Genomic DNA, 14,855 nt, shown 5'->3' with positions numbered 1-14,855 from the left:
AACAGACTCTTTAGACAACCACACGCTCAATCCAGGTCTGCCACTCGTGAGCGTTGAAATCGACCACACGATAGCCAGGGCGTGAGGCTTCATCGATGGCAAACTGCTCCGCTCCCGGCAAAAACTGGTCAGCCATGGCGGGGCAACCGTAGACACCAATATCGGTGCCAGCTGCTTGATGATGCTGGGCGTAGGCTTGGTGAGCATGGCCAAACAGGATCATTTTCACCTGCGGATAGGCACTGAGTAACTGCCAAAAAGCGTCGCGGTCTTGCAAGCCAATGGCATCCATCCAGGCAGCACCTACGTCCACAGGCGGGTGGTGCATGGCAATAAGGGTTGGCCGGTCGTCTTGCTCAAGCCGTTCTGCCAAAGCGCTTAAGGCAGCACTCCCCAGCTCGCCGTGGGGCTTGCCCACTACCTGGGTGCTGAGCAGCAGTAAGCGCCACTGCTCCAAGTCCACTTCCTCTAACAGCGGATGTTCGGCGGCCATCAGCTCTGGCTGGTCATGGTTGCCAGCAATCCAGAACCACGGGCATGGCAGCGCCGAAAGCGCCTCGCAAGCAAGGGCGTAGGAAGCGGCGGTTTCATCCTGACTGATATCACCCGTGAACACGACGACATCGGGTCGCTCAGTAATCACAGCCTCCAGCACACGCTGAAACTGCTGCCAGGGAATTCCCGCCCGGGAGCGTGCCTGCTTATCGGCATAAAGATGGGAATCGGTGATTTGAATCAGCCTCATGACAGTAGCTCCATTAACGACATTCCATCAACGCAATTCGGGCATGTCCACAGCATGGCCGTGGGCCAGCCCGTGGGCCAACCACTCACCCAGGAAGCAGTTGAGCTGCAGCTTTTCATCCGGCTGGTGCATGCGGGCATTGGGGTAGCGATAGCGGCCGCTAAAATGGCGCTCGCGTTGAAAGTCGACCACTTCCGCCATACGCACATCATGGTAGAGATGTACGCGCATGCGCGGGCCTTCGATCACTGCGTCCAGCGGCCCGCTCTGGGTCACTTCTACCAGGGTGGTATAGGGCGCTTCCTGCAGTATCGCTAAATGCAGGTCACCAAAGTGCTGATGGTCGCTGCGTAGTGCGATATCACGGCGCTGACCGCTCTCCATACCCCCTACCAAGCGCAGCAGACGCAGATAGTTCGCACTGCATTCGCCCTGCAGGGTTTTTAAATCGGTGACGTAGGCGGCTCTTGCCATGATGACTCCTTACTGGGTTCGCTTGGCGTCAGTATTCGAGAGGGCGGCGCGTTGAGACGCAGCACGCAGCGATGCCCGCTGCCCCGCCAGCCAATGCAGCCCAATCAAACACATGGCGTTGTCGAGTCTTCCCTGCTCTAGGAGTTCCCAAGCGGTGGTAAACGTTACAATGTGCACGCGGATATCTTCGTGCTCATCTTCGACCCCATACACACCGCCTAAGCCGTGAGTATCCACCAACCCGCAAAAGAGCGTCACCCGTTCGTTGCAGGCACCCGGGCTTGGGTAGTAGGTATGCAACTTGGTTAATTGTCCCACTTGGCAACCCGCTTCTTCCATGGCTTCGCGACGGGCTACGTCTTCCAGGGATTCATCCTTATCTACCAAGCCTGCCACAAGTTCTAATTTCCAGGGGGAGGTCGGGTCGTCAATTGCCCCAGCGCGAAACTGTTCGATGAGTACCAGGGCATCACGGTGCGGGTCGTACAGTAGCACACCCACTGCATCGAAACGGTTATGCACTTCTCGGCGCATAGTAGCGCTCCAGCCGCCTTCAAACAGCCGGTGGCGCAACTCCAGTGCTTCTAGGCGAAAAAAACCTTGATAAAGGGTGTCGCGTTGGATGAGTTCGACATCATCACGACCAAGCGTAGGGCCCATACGGCACTCCCGATGATAACAATCGAACTATTATCAATGCTGCCCACCGGGAATGCCAATGCGGTGATTAACCGCGTGTCATCGTCATCGAAAGGATACTGGCTACGTTAGAGCTGGCTGAGTAGAGCCTCGGCATCCCGTCGTAGTGCTTCATCTGACACTTGGCGATTCTCTCGGGCCGTGCCGTTCACCGCGCGCTGGGCATGCTCCCGCGCCGCCTGAGTGTTGCCCTCTTCTTTTAAAAACGCCGCGTAGTAGTAGTTCACGTCGATGCCGTCGGGGCGAAGCTCAAGCGCGCGCTGGAACATGCGCTCGGCAGTATCGCTGTTACCAAATCCCAGCGGGCGACCTGGGGCACGGTCATATAATGCGCCCAGCGTGACATAGGCCGAGCCGTTGCCACCGGTGGGGTCGATCTCAATGGCACGCTCCAGCACATCACGAGCGTCACCGGCCGTACCCAAAGCCCCCAAACCGCCGCGCTCGCGGGCGTAAGAGGCCAGCACAATGCCCTGCCAAATCAGTACCTCGGCTTCATTAGGATGCTGGCTTGCTAGCTGTTCGGCTTCGCTGGCGAGCGCTTTTAGCGTCTCTTCCCTCTGGTTGGCAGGCATTTCCGTTACTGTATGCTCCCAGCGGTTTTTCAGCGAGAAAACCTCCCCTTCAAATGCTGAGGCATTGAGAGGCGCCAGGGCCAGCGTGCTGCCCAGGGCTGCGGCGATTAATAAGCGAGATAATGGAATAGCGCGCATAGTCACTCCAGGTTTGTTGTTGTAACGACTGTATTTATAAACCTCTTCAAGCCAAGCATCGGCTTACCTAGTTAATGTAACGAACGTTTGAATGATTCGCCAGATAATCGCGACTTTGTTATAAAACCTTCCCGTAGCGTAAGCTTGATGCCCTGGTAGGAAAGCCTTACAAGGCACTTAAGGAGAAGATTGGCTTATGAAAGGTCGCAACATGACCCGCTGGCGAGATCCGGCTAAAGATCCTCGCCAAGAGCCTAAAAGCAATTTGATTACTGCAGAAGGTGCCGCCCGTCTGCGCGGCATTTTGGATCACCTTTCGCGGGTAAAACGCCCTGAGCTATCAGCGAAAGTGGGCGAAGCCGCAGCCCTTGGAGACCGCAGTGAAAACGCGGATTACACCTATAACAAAAAGGAGCTAAACCGGGTCATTGCCCGCATCCGCTATTTAACCAAACGGCTTGATGAGCTACAGGTAGTGGATCGTCTGCCCGCTAACACAGATAAAATCTTTTTTGGCGCGTACGTAAGCTTGGAGGATGAAGAGGGAGAAACGCTGGATATTCGTATCGTCGGCCACGATGAGCTCGATACCCAAAAGCGCTGGATTAGCATCGATGCTCCCATGGCGAAGGCACTGCTGGGCAAAGAGGTCGATGACGACGTCACGGTGCTCACCCCCAACAGCGAAACGTTCTATACCGTGACGGCCATTCGCTATGGCCATCCGTAACAGCTATTTAGTAGCGCGATACACCCGAAAACGGCGGTTATCGGATAGCGTTTCAAAGCCACCCAAGGCACGCTGCAGCCGCTCAGGGTAAGGCAGGAACGCATTGGCTACCAAAATGAGCTGCCCTTTTGCGCAAAGGTGCTCAGCCGCTTCGTCGATCAAACGCGTGCTAGGCCCATAGCTGATATCGCGCTCCTGATGAAATGGCGGGTTGCTAATAATCACATCAAACCGCTCACCCTCCAGCGCGGAGTAAACGTCGCTCTCCAGCACCGTGCCGTTCAGCTCATTTTCATGAAGGGTGCGGCGGCAGGCTTCGGCGGCAAAGGCGCTGACATCGACAGCCGTGACCGCATGGCCACGTTTAGCCAGCCAGGCGCTGATAATGCCGTCGCCGCAGCCCATATCCAGCACTTTTAGCGGTTTTTTCGGCAGCGCCGTCTCCAGGGCCTGCAGTAGAAGCAGCGTTCCCTCGTCGACTTTGCCATGGCCAAACACGCCAGGATGGCTCACTAAGCGCATATCCAGGGCATCAAAGGTTTGCCAGGCACTATCGGGCGCTTCCCTTTTCACCGTTCGGGTGGCAAACAGCGAGCAGCGGCGGGCGTTATCGAGCTTGTCACAGCTCATGCCCAGCTCGTCCAGCATCTTGGGAACACGTTTGATGCCCCCTTGGTGCTCACCGACGATATCGAGCGGCGTATTGTCAGGCAGCACGTGACAAAGCCACTCAAGCCACCACTTGCCTAGCTGGTGAGCTTTGGGCCAGAACAGCACCACCTGCCCGTCGGGTAGGTAGTCGAACGGCTCGAAAGGGCTAACGGCTAGGCGTCTGCTGGCCTGCCACTGCTGCCGCAGAGCGACGTTGTCGCTCACCATCGCGGTGGAGTGGGTCAGTAGCCATGTATCTTCCGGGGGCGCGACAGGCCATAACCGGGCGGCCTGCCCATAGTAACGTTCAAGCAGTTGGCAGGCGGGCAGTTGTGCACTCATACATCAGCCTCAGGTTTGGTAACGGTATAAAGTAAATAGCGGCCTAAGCGCCAATGAGGGTCTTGCTGGCAGTACTGCTTTTCAAGCGCCAGCAGTGTTGCTTGATCGCCTGCCTTCTCAGGGGCCTGGCGCACGTAATCCTGAAAAATACGGATGCCCGCAACGCTCTCGATATGTAAGCCGTTCTGGCCCACCCACTGGCAAATTTCATCATGGGTAACTGGGGAGATCGGCGTTAAGCGCTGGCGCTTGCCCTTGCCTTCTAACTGGTCACTCAAGGCTTTTTGATAGTTGCCCTTCACCACATTAGAAAAGCGCAGCGCGTCGCGGTTAAACACCATCAGGCTGAGTTGACCACCAGGCGCCAGCAGCGTTGCCAGGGTTTGCAGCGCTTGCTCAGGATGGCCCAACCACTCCAATACCGCGTGGCAGGTGATCAGCGGCCAGGGGCCGGGGGCTTGGCTCGTCAGCGCCTGTAGAGGAGCTTCCACATAGCGAAGCTGCCCCGGAGGCCACACCGCAGCGGCCTCTTGCTCAGCGTGCCACGCCTTAGCGTGGGCCAGCATATCGTGGGAAGGCTCTGCCATGCTGACAGTGTGACCGCGTGCCGCGAACCAACCGGAGAGCTGCCCCAACCCACCGCCGACATCCAGCACCGGCTGAGCCTGTAAGTGCAGCATTTGCGGCAGAAGATAATCCAGCATCGCGAGGCGCAGCTCGCCCCGGGGTGCTTGGTAGAGCGAGCGAGAGAACTTATCTGCCAAGCCATCAAAGTAGCGGTCGCCAGCGTCGGTTAATTCGTAGGTTGGGTGCATGCCTCTAGCCACCACAGTTTAAAGGGGCGCTAGTTTACCCGTTATCGTCAGGAAAATCGCACCCCAGGCAGCATGGTTGAGCAGTCCAAGGCGCGATGGTCACAGCTAGGACTAGAACTGCTCCCACTCACCCGCAGACGACTGTTTGGAGGGCAGCACTTTGGCGGCTTGCACCACCGCTGGCAGCTGCCAACGGCTTTTTTCTCTTTACGCTCACCATTACGTATATGCTGAGCATCATAGCCGCTAGCTACTGCTCGCTGGACGACACGGCTCCTTCCCATACTTCACAACGGTCGCGGCCGTTATTCTTAGCTTTGTACAACGCTGTGTCGGCTAAGCGCAGTAGCCTTTTAGGGTCCATGGTGTGAGCTGGATACGTGGCGATTCCGCAAGAGAGCGTAATGCGTCCAAGCGGCTGATGAAGGTGACTCAACGCTTGGTTACTCTGTGCCTTCAGCAGTTTCTCGGCACGCGTTTGGGCCTCGGCCGCTCCGGTGCCCGGTAGGAGTGCGACGAACTCCTCGCCCCCCAACCGGCACACCACGTCCGTACCGCGAAAATGCTTCTTTAACAGCGCCGCGACCTCAATCAGAACGGCATCGCCAGCGTCGTGGCCAAAGTTATCGTTCACTTTCTTGAAATGATCGATATCGATCATCAGCAGCGAAAGCAGGCTTCCCTTACGCTGCGCGAGCGCCATTTCCTGATGTAGCAAGGCGTCGAAATGGCGACGGTTATTGAGACCGGTCAGGGCATCCTGAAGCGAGAGCCCCTTGAACTGCTCGACCAAGGTATCTAGCTCTGCCGTCCGCGCCATCACCTGTGCTTCTAGCGTCTGGTTGGCCACAGCAAGTTGACGCTGCGAATGACGGTAGTGCCACAGCGAAATCCCCACGATAGCCAAAGAGAAGCCCAACGCCCCATAGCTCAGTGGCACGTCGCGCCGAGGTATCAGCTCGTGCGCCACCAACATGTCCAGCAACAGAAGTGGCGCAAACATCAGGAAACTAGTGACGAACAGCCGCTGCTCCAAATTCAAACGACGCACCCGCAGCAGCGCCAGCAGAAGCATGAGGGGGAGCGTGAGCAACAGCAGCACATCGAATATGGGGAACGTCAGTGCCAAGTTCACCACGCCAAGTGCGACCAGACCAATCGAAACCACGAGGTACGCCAAATGGAGCTGCCATAAACGTCTCATCCAGCGCTTTGGTACACCCTCCAACCAGTGGCTCAGCAACAAGCCTATGGCAATGGGCAGTGTAAAGTAGCTGGCGGCTCTTAAAATGTCCCAGGTAAGCGGCGCGTCTGCCAACAGCTGCCGAACGGGGGTCTCTGCCAACAGCATCAACCCTGACGAAAACGCAAACAGCGCGATGGCGAAAAAGCCCCGACGCTCAGGCCCAATCATGGCAAAAATCGCTGCCAACATCGCCAGTAGCAGGCTGAAGGCACTCACCGCAAGGTCCTGTACCGAAGCGTGGAGCATCCCCTTCAGCGCATCGATACGATCGGTGATTTCTACATCGCCCCACAGCCCGATGCTGGTGTAATCGGAGTAGATACGCAGCGCCAGCGTCTTGCCCGCCGAATTCTCCGGCAGCGGAACCAAATGCCACGGCCAACCGATGAAACGAGGCTCCTCCATATCGCCATGCTGATAAATCAGCGTGCCATCGAGGTAGATCTGCCCCACCAAGTTAATGCTGGTAATGTGCAACACTGGGTCACGCCACTCTCCCTCTGGCAAGACCGTTTTAAACCAAACGGACTTCTGGCCGTTGCGCTCCGGTGGGTTAGAAGGAAAATCGATGGGGCTCCAAGGCGCGTCATCTTCTAAAGGAGCATCTCCCCAGCGATACTCCCAATCGGTCAGCGGTGCAGGCGCGCTAGCGTAGGCCAAAGAACCGGACAGCAACAGCAAGCCAGCCATTATTCCTACGCATAAAAAGCGCAACAAGACGTTGAACGTACCCATCCGATCCCCTAGCTGGCGTGACCCACCAGCTCACCCTATTTTTTATTAACGCTAACCTTATACACTCAAAATTGCGTTGATAGCACGTTTGATGCGTTTCAAACGCCTATTCGTTGGTGGCGTTAATCATTATCCAATCGCTCTGTTCGATATAAATGCCACTCGTTTTCGATCCGGCAGTCGACAGTAACGCCCCGTTCCCAAAGCGCTTTCGCGGGTGAGGCGCTCGCCGCCCAGGCTGACGCAATACGCCGCAGCTGCCACCCAGCGCAACGTGCAGCGGCTTGCCACGCTCATCAACGATCTGCTGTATATGGAGAAATTGGTGGCAGGCAAAAAGTAGAAATGGGTGGGCACTGGAAAGCCAAAGAGAGCAAAACGTTCCAGCTGTACGAAATCGCCAAAGCCAATCTCAAAAAAGACGCGACACCCAACTTGGACGAAAACGAGAAGTTCAGTGGATAAGCCGTTCATGAAGCGCCCGGCTGCCCGGGCGCTTTGTTCGATCGCGTGGATGACAACGCTCTGGATAACGCATGCGCCCGCCTCCTCCGCCGACGCAGCCATCAAAAGCTGGATCGAAAGCCAGGCCACTGCCGCAACCTCATGAACGATGCCTTTACCGATATGGGCATGGCGCATGCAGAAGATAGTGACTCGCGATTTACGCACTACTGGGTGCAAACGCTAGGCGCGCCGCGCTAGTCGTTAGAAATGAAGAAGATATGGGGGCGTTTGGCGTCCCTGGCAGGAGTCGAACCTGCGACCTGCCGCTTAGGAGGCGGCTGCTCTATCCTACTGAGCTACAGGGACTTACGGGGCGCATAGTATAGCGGTTTGATCCGCCCCGGCCAACCGCGGTTTTGCATCGGCAGAGGTCATATCCAACCGAGCAGGCGAAGAGCGAAGATACCCAGTGTCACGGTCACGCTGGCCATGAGCGTGGTCATGGCGATGATATTAGCGGCCAAGGCCACGTTCCCATTGATCGCTTTGACCATCACGAAGCTGGCGGCAGCAGTGGGGCTGGCAAAGAAAAGAAACAGTAGGCCGAGCTGATTCCCTGAAAACCCCATCAGCCACGCAGCCAATGTGGAAAGCACGGGTAAAATCACCATTTTCATACTGCTGGCGCTGAGCGCCACTTGGCTTCCCTCTCGCATGCTGGATACCGATAGCGTTGCGCCGATGCATATCAACGCGAGCGGTAGCGTGAGCGAGGCAAAGTAATTACCCGAGGTCATCACCCAGCTGGGCAGTGACACCGAGAAAGCGGTAAAAGGGAGCGCAGCGAACACCGAAAGAATCAGCGGATTTTTAATAATATGACCCAGCAAACTCCGCCAATCGGTCGCTTGGCCGGGCTGATAGGCTGCCAAAGCAACAACGGAGAGCGCGTTATACATCACGATCACCACCCCCAGCAGCAAACTACCGGCGGATAACCCATAATTGCCGTACATGCCCGCCGCCAAGGCCAAGCCTACGACCCCACAATTTCCGCGAAACGCTCCTTGAACATAAATGCCACGGTCGGCTCTTGGCACGCGCAGGTGCGCCCAACCCCAACTCAGCAAAAACTGGCCCAACGTGGCGAGGGCAAAAAAGAGCAGCAACGGCACATCTAGAGCAACGCTCAAGTCAGCTTTGACTAGGCTGAGAAAGATCAGCGTGGGCAGTGTAGCTTTGAACACGAGAGACGAGGCGGTCGAAATGAAGGCACTATCGATCCAGCCCAGGCGCTTCAAGGCAATCCCGATGAACACCATGGCAAAAACGGGCAGGGTAACGTCTAGGGTGCGTGTAAAGAGTTCAAGTAAGTCCACGAAGGCGCTCTCAGTCGAATCAGCATCCTCTTATACTCTACCGTTGACTGAGATTTGTCGACTCGCTAGACAGTCTGTCAACGGCTGGGGATCGACGTGGCGCTGGACGATTTCGGCACCAGCTACTCGTCGCTGGCGTACTTTCACCGCCTGCCGGTGCAGTTGATCAAAGTCGATAGAGACTTCGTTCGCGATATGCTGGCGAGCGAAGATGATCGTACGATCGTAGAGAGTATCGTCTTCTTGGCTAAGAAGTTCGCGCGCCCCGTGCCCGCCGAAGCGCTCCCCCAGTGGCTGATCACTTGGCAGCGGGAAGGTTTCCCAGACGCGTCTTAACCGAATAGCTCTATGGGGTCGAACTGTTCGGGCAATTTGACCACCACGGCATCTCGCCCCTCCCCTTTGGCTTCATAACTGGCCGCATCTGCCCGGGAAATCGCCACATCCACCGTTTCGTCGCATTCATCGAAGGTCGTCACGCCGATGCTGAGCGTCACGCTGTACTCTTTGCCCTCATGGGTCACGGTCACCTCACTCACCGATTGACGCAACGACTCTGCGATACGTTCGGCCTGTCCCAGCGTACAGCTGGGCAGCAGCACGGCAAACTCATCTCCCCCTTGGCGCGCCACATGGTCACTGCCACGCACTTCCCAGGCCACGATTTGAGCGATACGGCGGAGCATCTCGTCTCCCAGCGCGTGGCCGCCCTCATCGTTGATAGGCTTGAAATGGTCCAGATCGAAGAGAAGCAGCGCAGAGGGCGTGCTGGTCTTCTGGAAGTCGGCGAATGCCTCTTCCAACCGGCGCTCGAATCCACGTCGATTGAGTAGCCCCGTCAACGGGTCGTGCTCTGCCTCCCAGCGCTGCAACGCCTCTTGCTGGCGACGCTCGGTAATGTCCTTCACGACCCCGACCAAGCCCAGCGAGTGCCCCCCTTGAGACAACATGACCACCCGTGCATGAATGTCCAGCCACAGCGTTTCATGGTCGCTGCGCACGAACCGTAGTTGGCGCACGAAATCGCTACCAGTTTTCAAGCTGTGAACCCACATGTCCCTCGCCCCTTCTCGGTCGTCAGGGTGCACCTGCTCCATCCACACCTCCATGGGCATATCGGGAGGGATATCCAGCATCTCCAGCAGTGCCGGGTTCATATAAGTGATCTTACCGCCAAAATTGGCAACGAACATGCCCTGGGGTGTAGCGCTCAATACGGAATCCAAAAACGCCTGGCGCTCTTGCAAATGGCCGACCAACTGCTGGCGCTCATGCTCTACGCGGTTGAAAGTCATCGCGACTTGCTGCAACTCCTGCATGCTGGTGGCGAGATCGAGACTCGCGCGCTCGCCCTTACCCACTTCACCAATTTGCGATTCAAGATAGTCCAATGGCTTGAGAATGCGAGCCAGCAGCCACCATAAGAGCGGCATCATGAGTAGCGCCAGGACGAACCAAATGCCCAGCAGCTTATAAATGAACCCCGAGAGCGGTAACTGTGCTTGAGTGGTGGGCAAAAACAGGCCTACTATCCAATCGGCTGGCCACACTTGGGCATACGCTTGCAGCGCTACGCGACCACTCGACAGTTCGGCAACCCCTTCCCCTCTCCAACCCGCCAGCGCAAGCTCTAACATCGGGTTCAATTGGACGTTGCTGATCTCGGCGTTCACCAACTCGTGATCAGGATGGTAAAGAATTTTGCCAGAAGCGGTCGAAACGGCCGCATAGCCACTGTCACCCAAACGAATGGTGCTCAAACGATTGAAGAGTCCGCTGCTCTTGAGGCTGACGATGCCCCCGACAAAGCCCGCAAAACGCCCGTTTTCATCCAAACGAGGAATGCTGATGAGCACCAGCGGCATACCGCTAGCCCGGCCCACGAAGGGCTCGCTCACGTAGGGGCGGCGAATACCGCGCACCATTTTGAAATACTCGAGGTCTTTGGTCTCGAGGCCCACTCGCCCCACCACGCTGGGCCAGTCGCTCAAAATCACGCCGTTCTCATCGCTGACCACCAAACCTTCGAACCAAGCCAGCAGGGAGTCGTTCTTTTGCAGCTCGTAATTCAACCAAGTGGGATCGTCTGACAACCCAATGGCCCCGTTCAACCGCTGTAGCGCGTTGATGCGCTGGTTGATCTGTTGGGTAATCTCATCGGCCAGCAAATCGGCTTCATAGCGCAGGTGGGCGATATTGGTCTCGTGCACCATGATTTTGCCGACCTGCCACGCCATGCCCAGCACGGCCCCCGCCAAAATGGCCAGCGCACAGGAAAGCCCCAGCAGCAGCCGGCTTTTTAGCGAACGAAACGTAATCAGTCGATGGATCAGGGGGGCTAGGCGCACCAGAAATCCCTATTTCGTTAACTTTCCTTGAATGGGGTTCGCGAGTTCAGACGCTATCATGGCTCGAAAGAAATAACTTATCAAAAACAACTGAAATGTGCGCGTTGAGACAAATCAACTTAGCTATTTTTTTCTAAACCGTTTCTTTGCGTAACGAAAGCGCCTTAACTCTAAGCCAAGCGCGTGCGAATTGATAACCACGCTTATTTCACGTATGTTCGCCGCCTATCTCGCAAACCACCCGACAAAACATTTCGGCACACTCCATGGCAAAACGTACGGCGGGTTACACCTCTAAAGGCATTGGCAGCATCACACCACTCGCCGCATTTTTAAGAGAATTCGACGACGTCCTCCCGCTTCGTCCCCTCAGCGCCCAGCCAGACGCCGTCATTGGATGGGGGTTGAAACCTACCAGCCGCCGAGCGAGGCGCTACGCCGACAAGCGTCGTCTTCCCTACGTCGCCCTGGAAGATGGTTTTTTACGCTCTTTAGGGCTTAGTAGTGCCGGTTACCAACCGCATAGTCTCGTAGTGGATTACAGCGGCATTTATTACGATGCCTCACGACCCAGCGACCTAGAGCAGTGGCTAGCGACCGCCGACTTTTCGTCGGAAGAAGTATCCAGGGCCGAACACTGCATCGCCTTACTAAAGCGTTATCGCTTATCGAAATATAACCATGCGCCGGACAAGCCTCTGAGCGCTAGTGGCGCCAGCGTGTTAGTGGTCGACCAAACGGCGGGGGATGCATCCATCGAGTATGGTGGCGCGAGCGCCGCCAGTTTTTCAGCCATGCTGGAGCACGCACTGGCCTATCACCCCCAGGCCAAAGTGCTGGTCAAAATTCATCCCGATGTGATTGCGGGTAAAAAGCAAGGGCACCTTACCAGCGCTCTTCAGCACCCGCGCTGCCAGGTCATCAGCGAAGATATCAATCCCTGGGCCCTGTTCGACCAAGTCGACGATGTCTATGTGGTGACTAGCCAGCTTGGCTTCGAAGCGCTCATGGCGGGCAAACGTGTCCACTGCTTTGGCACTCCTTTCTATGCTGGCTGGGGCCTGACCCAAGACCAACTCCCCTGCCTCCGGCGCACGCGTTCTCGTACACTGCCAGAAGTGTTCGCGGCGGCCTATCTTCGCTATTGCCGTTACGCCAATCCCTACACGGGCCAGCCATCCACGCTGGAAGAGACGATATACCTCATCGCTGACCAAAAGCGTCAGCAAGAGCGGTTGAGAGGCGCATGGCTCGCTTGCGGCTTCTCCTCTTGGAAGCGACGTTTCATCAGCAATTTTCTGGGTCCTGCTGCCCGCGTTCGTTACCAAAAGAGCCTCCCCCAGCAAGCCGTCGAGTCTCAACGGCTGCTGGTATGGTCGAGCCGTATCGACGACACCTTCAAAACGCAGCACAGCGAACTGTTGCCTCATCTTTGGCGCATGGAAGACGGTTTTATCCGCTCGGTAGGCCTGGGTGTCGACCTCACTCAACCCCTGTCACTGGTGATAGATCGACACGGTATTTATTACGACCCCAGTCAGCCAAGCGACCTGGAAACGCTGCTCAACGAGCATGAATTTAGCAATGACTTACTGGCCAGGGCCGCCGAATTGCGCCAGCGCCTCGTCACCCTGAAGCTATCGAAATATAACGTCCCTGGGGCGGCTGACGTTGCCTTACCCGATCATCGAACGGTCATTTTAGTGCCGGGACAAGTCGAGAGTGATGCGTCCATCGCCACCGGCTCACCGGAGATCCGCACCAATAGCGCGCTGCTAAAAGCCGTGCGCCAATCTCAGCCGAACGCTTTCATCATCTACAAGGCACACCCTGATGTGATCAGCGGGGCTCGGGTGGGCAAACTCGATACTAATGCCAAACGTCTGTATGATTTGGACGCCAGCCACGTCGACATCACCGCTTTGCTAGAGCGCGTGGATGCCGTGCATACAATGAGCTCGCTGACCGGTTTTGAAGCCCTGTTGCGTCATCGTCAAGTGACGACCTATGGCCTGCCTTTTTATGCGGGATGGGGGTTAACGCAAGACGCCCTGCACTGCCCCAGGCGCAACCGGACGCTCACCCTGGATGCCCTCGTTGCTGGCACGCTATTGCTGTACCCCAATTACGTCGACCCCACCTCTGGTCAGCTTTGCAATGCCGAGACCGTCGTCAGCCTATTGGAGCGGGCAAAGTTACAACAATCTAGTGCACAAACACCGCTACTTACATGGAAGCAGCGCCTTTATCGCTGCTATCGTAACTTGTTGATTGGAAGCCATTGAGTTGAAGCAGAAGCGCGCATTCTTATTCTTACAAGGCGTTTGCTCGCCCTTTTACCAACGCTTAGCCCGCCGCCTCACCGACGACGGCCACCGCGTGGTAAAAGTTAACTTCAACGCGGGCGATCTCCTCTATTGGCAGCGCACGCACAGTCATAGCCACTTGTTTCGCGGCCCTCTGAGCGAGCTGCCCGCCTTCGTCACCTCACTATGGCAACGCTACGGCATTACCGACCAGGTCCTGTTCGGCGACCGGCGTCCCGTGCACCGCCCAGCGGTCGACCAAGCCCCGGCCGCAGGCATTCGCACCCACGTGTTTGAAGAGGGCTACTTCCGCCCCTTCTGGATCACGCTGGAACGTGAGGGAGTCAACGGCCACTCGCTGCTGCCTCGCGATCCCACCTGGTTTTATGAAACAGGCAAAGCGTTACCTGGGCTTCCTTCTCCGGTACGCTTTCGCTCATCGTTTAAAATCCGCGCTATGCACGATGTGGCCTACCACGTCGCAGGGCTAGCCAATCCCATCGTGGCACCGCGCTACCGCAACCATGCCCCCATTACCGCACCAGTGGAGTATGCAGGCTATATCAAGCGCTTTACGCTGCTCAAACAGTGGAAAAAACGCGATGCTGAACGGATCAAAACGCTGATCGAAAGTGGCAAGCCATACTTTATGCTGCCCTTACAGCTCAACACAGACGCCCAAATTCGTGACCACTCGCCCTATGCCAATATGGAAGAGGTCATGGACCACGTGATGGGGTCGTTCGCTGAACATGCACCCAGCGATGCACTGTTATGTATCAAGAACCATCCGCTGGACATGGGGCTGGTGAACTACCCCAGCATCATTGAACGGCTCTCAAACTTTTACGGCTCAAACGGGCGCATCGTGTACCTCGAGTCCGGCGATCTGAATGCGCTGATCAAGCATGCAGTGGGCACCGTCACGGTGAACAGTACCGTGGGCATCGTCTCACTGGAATCACACTGCCCTACCTTTGCGCTCAGCGACCCCATTTATAATCTGGCAGGGCTTACCTACGAAGGCGCGCTGGAGGAGTTTTGGCACCAGCCACCACCGCCCAGTGCCGAATTGTTCGGCTATTTTCGCAATACCGTGATGCATACCGCCCAGGTAAACGGCGGTTTTTACTGCCAGCCCAGTATCGATCTTGCGGTCAATAATGCTGCGCACATATTAGAGGCCTGCCCATCCCCTCTGGAGAAGCTGCTGTGAGTGTTGATG

At 56.6% G+C, this 14,855-nt stretch carries 15 protein-coding genes and 1 tRNA gene; 5 read left to right on the top strand and 11 right to left on the bottom strand.

All coding sequences use genetic code 11. The features are described from left to right. Window positions 1-10: 10 nt before the first annotated feature. The 4 genes from NH344_RS07540 to NH344_RS07525 all read right to left on the bottom strand — a co-directional run bounded on the left by NH344_RS07540 (window position 11) and on the right by NH344_RS07525 (window position 2,631). On the bottom strand, window positions 11-745 hold the full coding sequence (locus NH344_RS07540; protein WP_044629056.1) for a phosphodiesterase: 735 nt from the start codon (window positions 743-745) through the stop codon (window positions 11-13). 27 nt (window positions 746-772) lie between these two features. Continuing rightward, window positions 773-1,219 (bottom strand): DUF1249 domain-containing protein, encoded by a 447-nt coding sequence (locus NH344_RS07535; RefSeq protein ID WP_172416298.1) that lies wholly within the window; start codon window positions 1,217-1,219, stop codon window positions 773-775. 9 nt (window positions 1,220-1,228) lie between these two features. Continuing rightward, on the bottom strand, window positions 1,229-1,879 hold the full coding sequence (locus tag NH344_RS07530) for an NUDIX domain-containing protein (protein WP_253027718.1): 651 nt from the start codon (window positions 1,877-1,879) through the stop codon (window positions 1,229-1,231). A 107-nt stretch (window positions 1,880-1,986) separates the two neighbouring features. Continuing rightward, a complete protein-coding gene (locus tag NH344_RS07525) occupies window positions 1,987-2,631 on the bottom strand; it encodes a TRAP transporter TatT component family protein (protein WP_058576388.1) in 645 nt (214 codons plus the stop codon). 196 nt (window positions 2,632-2,827) lie between these two features. On the opposite strand from NH344_RS07525, the gene greB reads away from it, so the two are divergent. Then, window positions 2,828-3,361, top strand: a complete 534-nt coding sequence (greB, locus tag NH344_RS07520; RefSeq protein WP_082051428.1) for a transcription elongation factor GreB — start codon at window positions 2,828-2,830, stop codon at window positions 3,359-3,361. A 3-nt stretch (window positions 3,362-3,364) separates the two neighbouring features. Here the strand turns inward: greB and NH344_RS07515 are convergent, their stop codons facing one another. The 4 genes from NH344_RS07515 to NH344_RS07500 all read right to left on the bottom strand — a co-directional run bounded on the left by NH344_RS07515 (window position 3,365) and on the right by NH344_RS07500 (window position 7,792). Beyond that, complete coding sequence (locus NH344_RS07515; RefSeq protein WP_044629052.1) at window positions 3,365-4,354, bottom strand: methyltransferase; 990 nt, start codon at window positions 4,352-4,354, stop codon at window positions 3,365-3,367. Then, complete coding sequence (locus tag NH344_RS07510) at window positions 4,351-5,169, bottom strand: methyltransferase domain-containing protein (RefSeq protein WP_044629051.1); 819 nt, start codon at window positions 5,167-5,169, stop codon at window positions 4,351-4,353. Before NH344_RS07510 ends, NH344_RS07515 begins: the two co-directional genes overlap by 4 nt. A gap of 250 nt (window positions 5,170-5,419) precedes the next feature. After that, window positions 5,420-7,105 (bottom strand): GGDEF domain-containing protein, encoded by a 1,686-nt coding sequence (locus tag NH344_RS07505; protein ID WP_137093482.1) that lies wholly within the window; start codon window positions 7,103-7,105, stop codon window positions 5,420-5,422. Window positions 7,106-7,279: 174 nt separating this feature from the next. After that, window positions 7,280-7,792 carry a DUF333 domain-containing protein gene (locus NH344_RS07500; RefSeq protein ID WP_228168685.1) on the bottom strand — a complete coding sequence of 171 codons (513 nt, stop codon included), beginning with the start codon at window positions 7,790-7,792 and terminating at the stop codon, window positions 7,280-7,282. On the opposite strand from NH344_RS07500, the gene NH344_RS07495 reads away from it, so the two are divergent. Continuing rightward, window positions 7,757-7,855, top strand: a complete 99-nt coding sequence (locus tag NH344_RS07495) for a hypothetical protein (protein ID WP_228168672.1) — start codon at window positions 7,757-7,759, stop codon at window positions 7,853-7,855. The genes NH344_RS07500 and NH344_RS07495 overlap by 36 nt on opposite strands. 31 nt (window positions 7,856-7,886) lie before the next feature. Here the strand turns inward: NH344_RS07495 and NH344_RS07490 are convergent. Then, a tRNA-Arg gene (locus NH344_RS07490) sits at window positions 7,887-7,963 on the bottom strand. A 65-nt stretch (window positions 7,964-8,028) separates the two neighbouring features. Next, complete coding sequence (locus NH344_RS07485) at window positions 8,029-8,976, bottom strand: AEC family transporter (RefSeq protein ID WP_044629048.1); 948 nt, start codon at window positions 8,974-8,976, stop codon at window positions 8,029-8,031. 84 nt (window positions 8,977-9,060) lie between these two features. Between NH344_RS07485 and NH344_RS07480 the strand changes: the two genes are divergently transcribed. Continuing rightward, window positions 9,061-9,312, top strand: a complete 252-nt coding sequence (locus tag NH344_RS07480) for an EAL domain-containing protein (RefSeq protein ID WP_290443988.1) — start codon at window positions 9,061-9,063, stop codon at window positions 9,310-9,312. Here the strand turns inward: NH344_RS07480 and NH344_RS07475 are convergent. After that, on the bottom strand, window positions 9,309-11,324 hold the full coding sequence (locus tag NH344_RS07475; RefSeq protein ID WP_253027717.1) for a diguanylate cyclase: 2,016 nt from the start codon (window positions 11,322-11,324) through the stop codon (window positions 9,309-9,311). The two genes, NH344_RS07480 and NH344_RS07475, sit on opposite strands and share 4 nt — an antisense overlap. Window positions 11,325-11,590: 266 nt before the next feature. On the opposite strand from NH344_RS07475, the gene NH344_RS07470 reads away from it, so the two are divergent. Together NH344_RS07470 and NH344_RS07465 are read left to right on the top strand one after the other, a co-directional pair. Further along, complete coding sequence (locus NH344_RS07470) at window positions 11,591-13,609, top strand: capsular polysaccharide biosynthesis protein (RefSeq protein WP_253027716.1); 2,019 nt, start codon at window positions 11,591-11,593, stop codon at window positions 13,607-13,609. 1 nt (window position 13,610) lies between these two features. Continuing rightward, window positions 13,611-14,846, top strand: a complete 1,236-nt coding sequence (locus tag NH344_RS07465; protein ID WP_253027715.1) for a capsular biosynthesis protein — start codon at window positions 13,611-13,613, stop codon at window positions 14,844-14,846. The last annotated feature ends 9 nt before the right edge of the window (window positions 14,847-14,855 follow it).

The organism is Halomonas sp. Ps84H-12 (genome assembly GCF_024124725.1).
Taxonomy (GTDB): domain Bacteria; phylum Pseudomonadota; class Gammaproteobacteria; order Pseudomonadales; family Halomonadaceae; genus Vreelandella; species Vreelandella aquamarina.
Note: the sequence above shows the minus strand (reverse complement) of the source record. Positions and strands in the feature narration are given on the sequence as shown.

Excerpts from the sequence above, each read along its gene's own strand:
- NH344_RS07525 (WP_058576388.1), bottom strand. The coding sequence starts at position 2,631 with ATGCGCGCTATTCCATTATCTCGCTTATTAATCGCCGCAGCCCTGGGC.
- NH344_RS07535 (WP_172416298.1), bottom strand. The coding sequence starts at position 1,219 with ATGGCAAGAGCCGCCTACGTCACCGATTTAAAAACCCTGCAGGGCGAA.
- NH344_RS07505 (WP_137093482.1), bottom strand. The coding sequence starts at position 7,105 with ATGGCTGGCTTGCTGTTGCTGTCCGGTTCTTTGGCCTACGCTAGCGCG.
- NH344_RS07470 (WP_253027716.1), top strand. The coding sequence starts at position 11,591 with ATGGCAAAACGTACGGCGGGTTACACCTCTAAAGGCATTGGCAGCATC.
- NH344_RS07495 (WP_228168672.1), top strand. The coding sequence starts at position 7,757 with ATGAACGATGCCTTTACCGATATGGGCATGGCGCATGCAGAAGATAGT.
- NH344_RS07500 (WP_228168685.1), bottom strand. The coding sequence starts at position 7,792 with ATGCGCCATGCCCATATCGGTAAAGGCATCGTTCATGAGGTTGCGGCA.
- greB (WP_082051428.1), top strand. The coding sequence starts at position 2,828 with ATGAAAGGTCGCAACATGACCCGCTGGCGAGATCCGGCTAAAGATCCT.
- NH344_RS07530 (WP_253027718.1), bottom strand. The coding sequence starts at position 1,879 with ATGGGCCCTACGCTTGGTCGTGATGATGTCGAACTCATCCAACGCGAC.
- NH344_RS07540 (WP_044629056.1), bottom strand. The coding sequence starts at position 745 with ATGAGGCTGATTCAAATCACCGATTCCCATCTTTATGCCGATAAGCAG.
- NH344_RS07515 (WP_044629052.1), bottom strand. The coding sequence starts at position 4,354 with ATGAGTGCACAACTGCCCGCCTGCCAACTGCTTGAACGTTACTATGGG.
- NH344_RS07510 (WP_044629051.1), bottom strand. The coding sequence starts at position 5,169 with ATGCACCCAACCTACGAATTAACCGACGCTGGCGACCGCTACTTTGAT.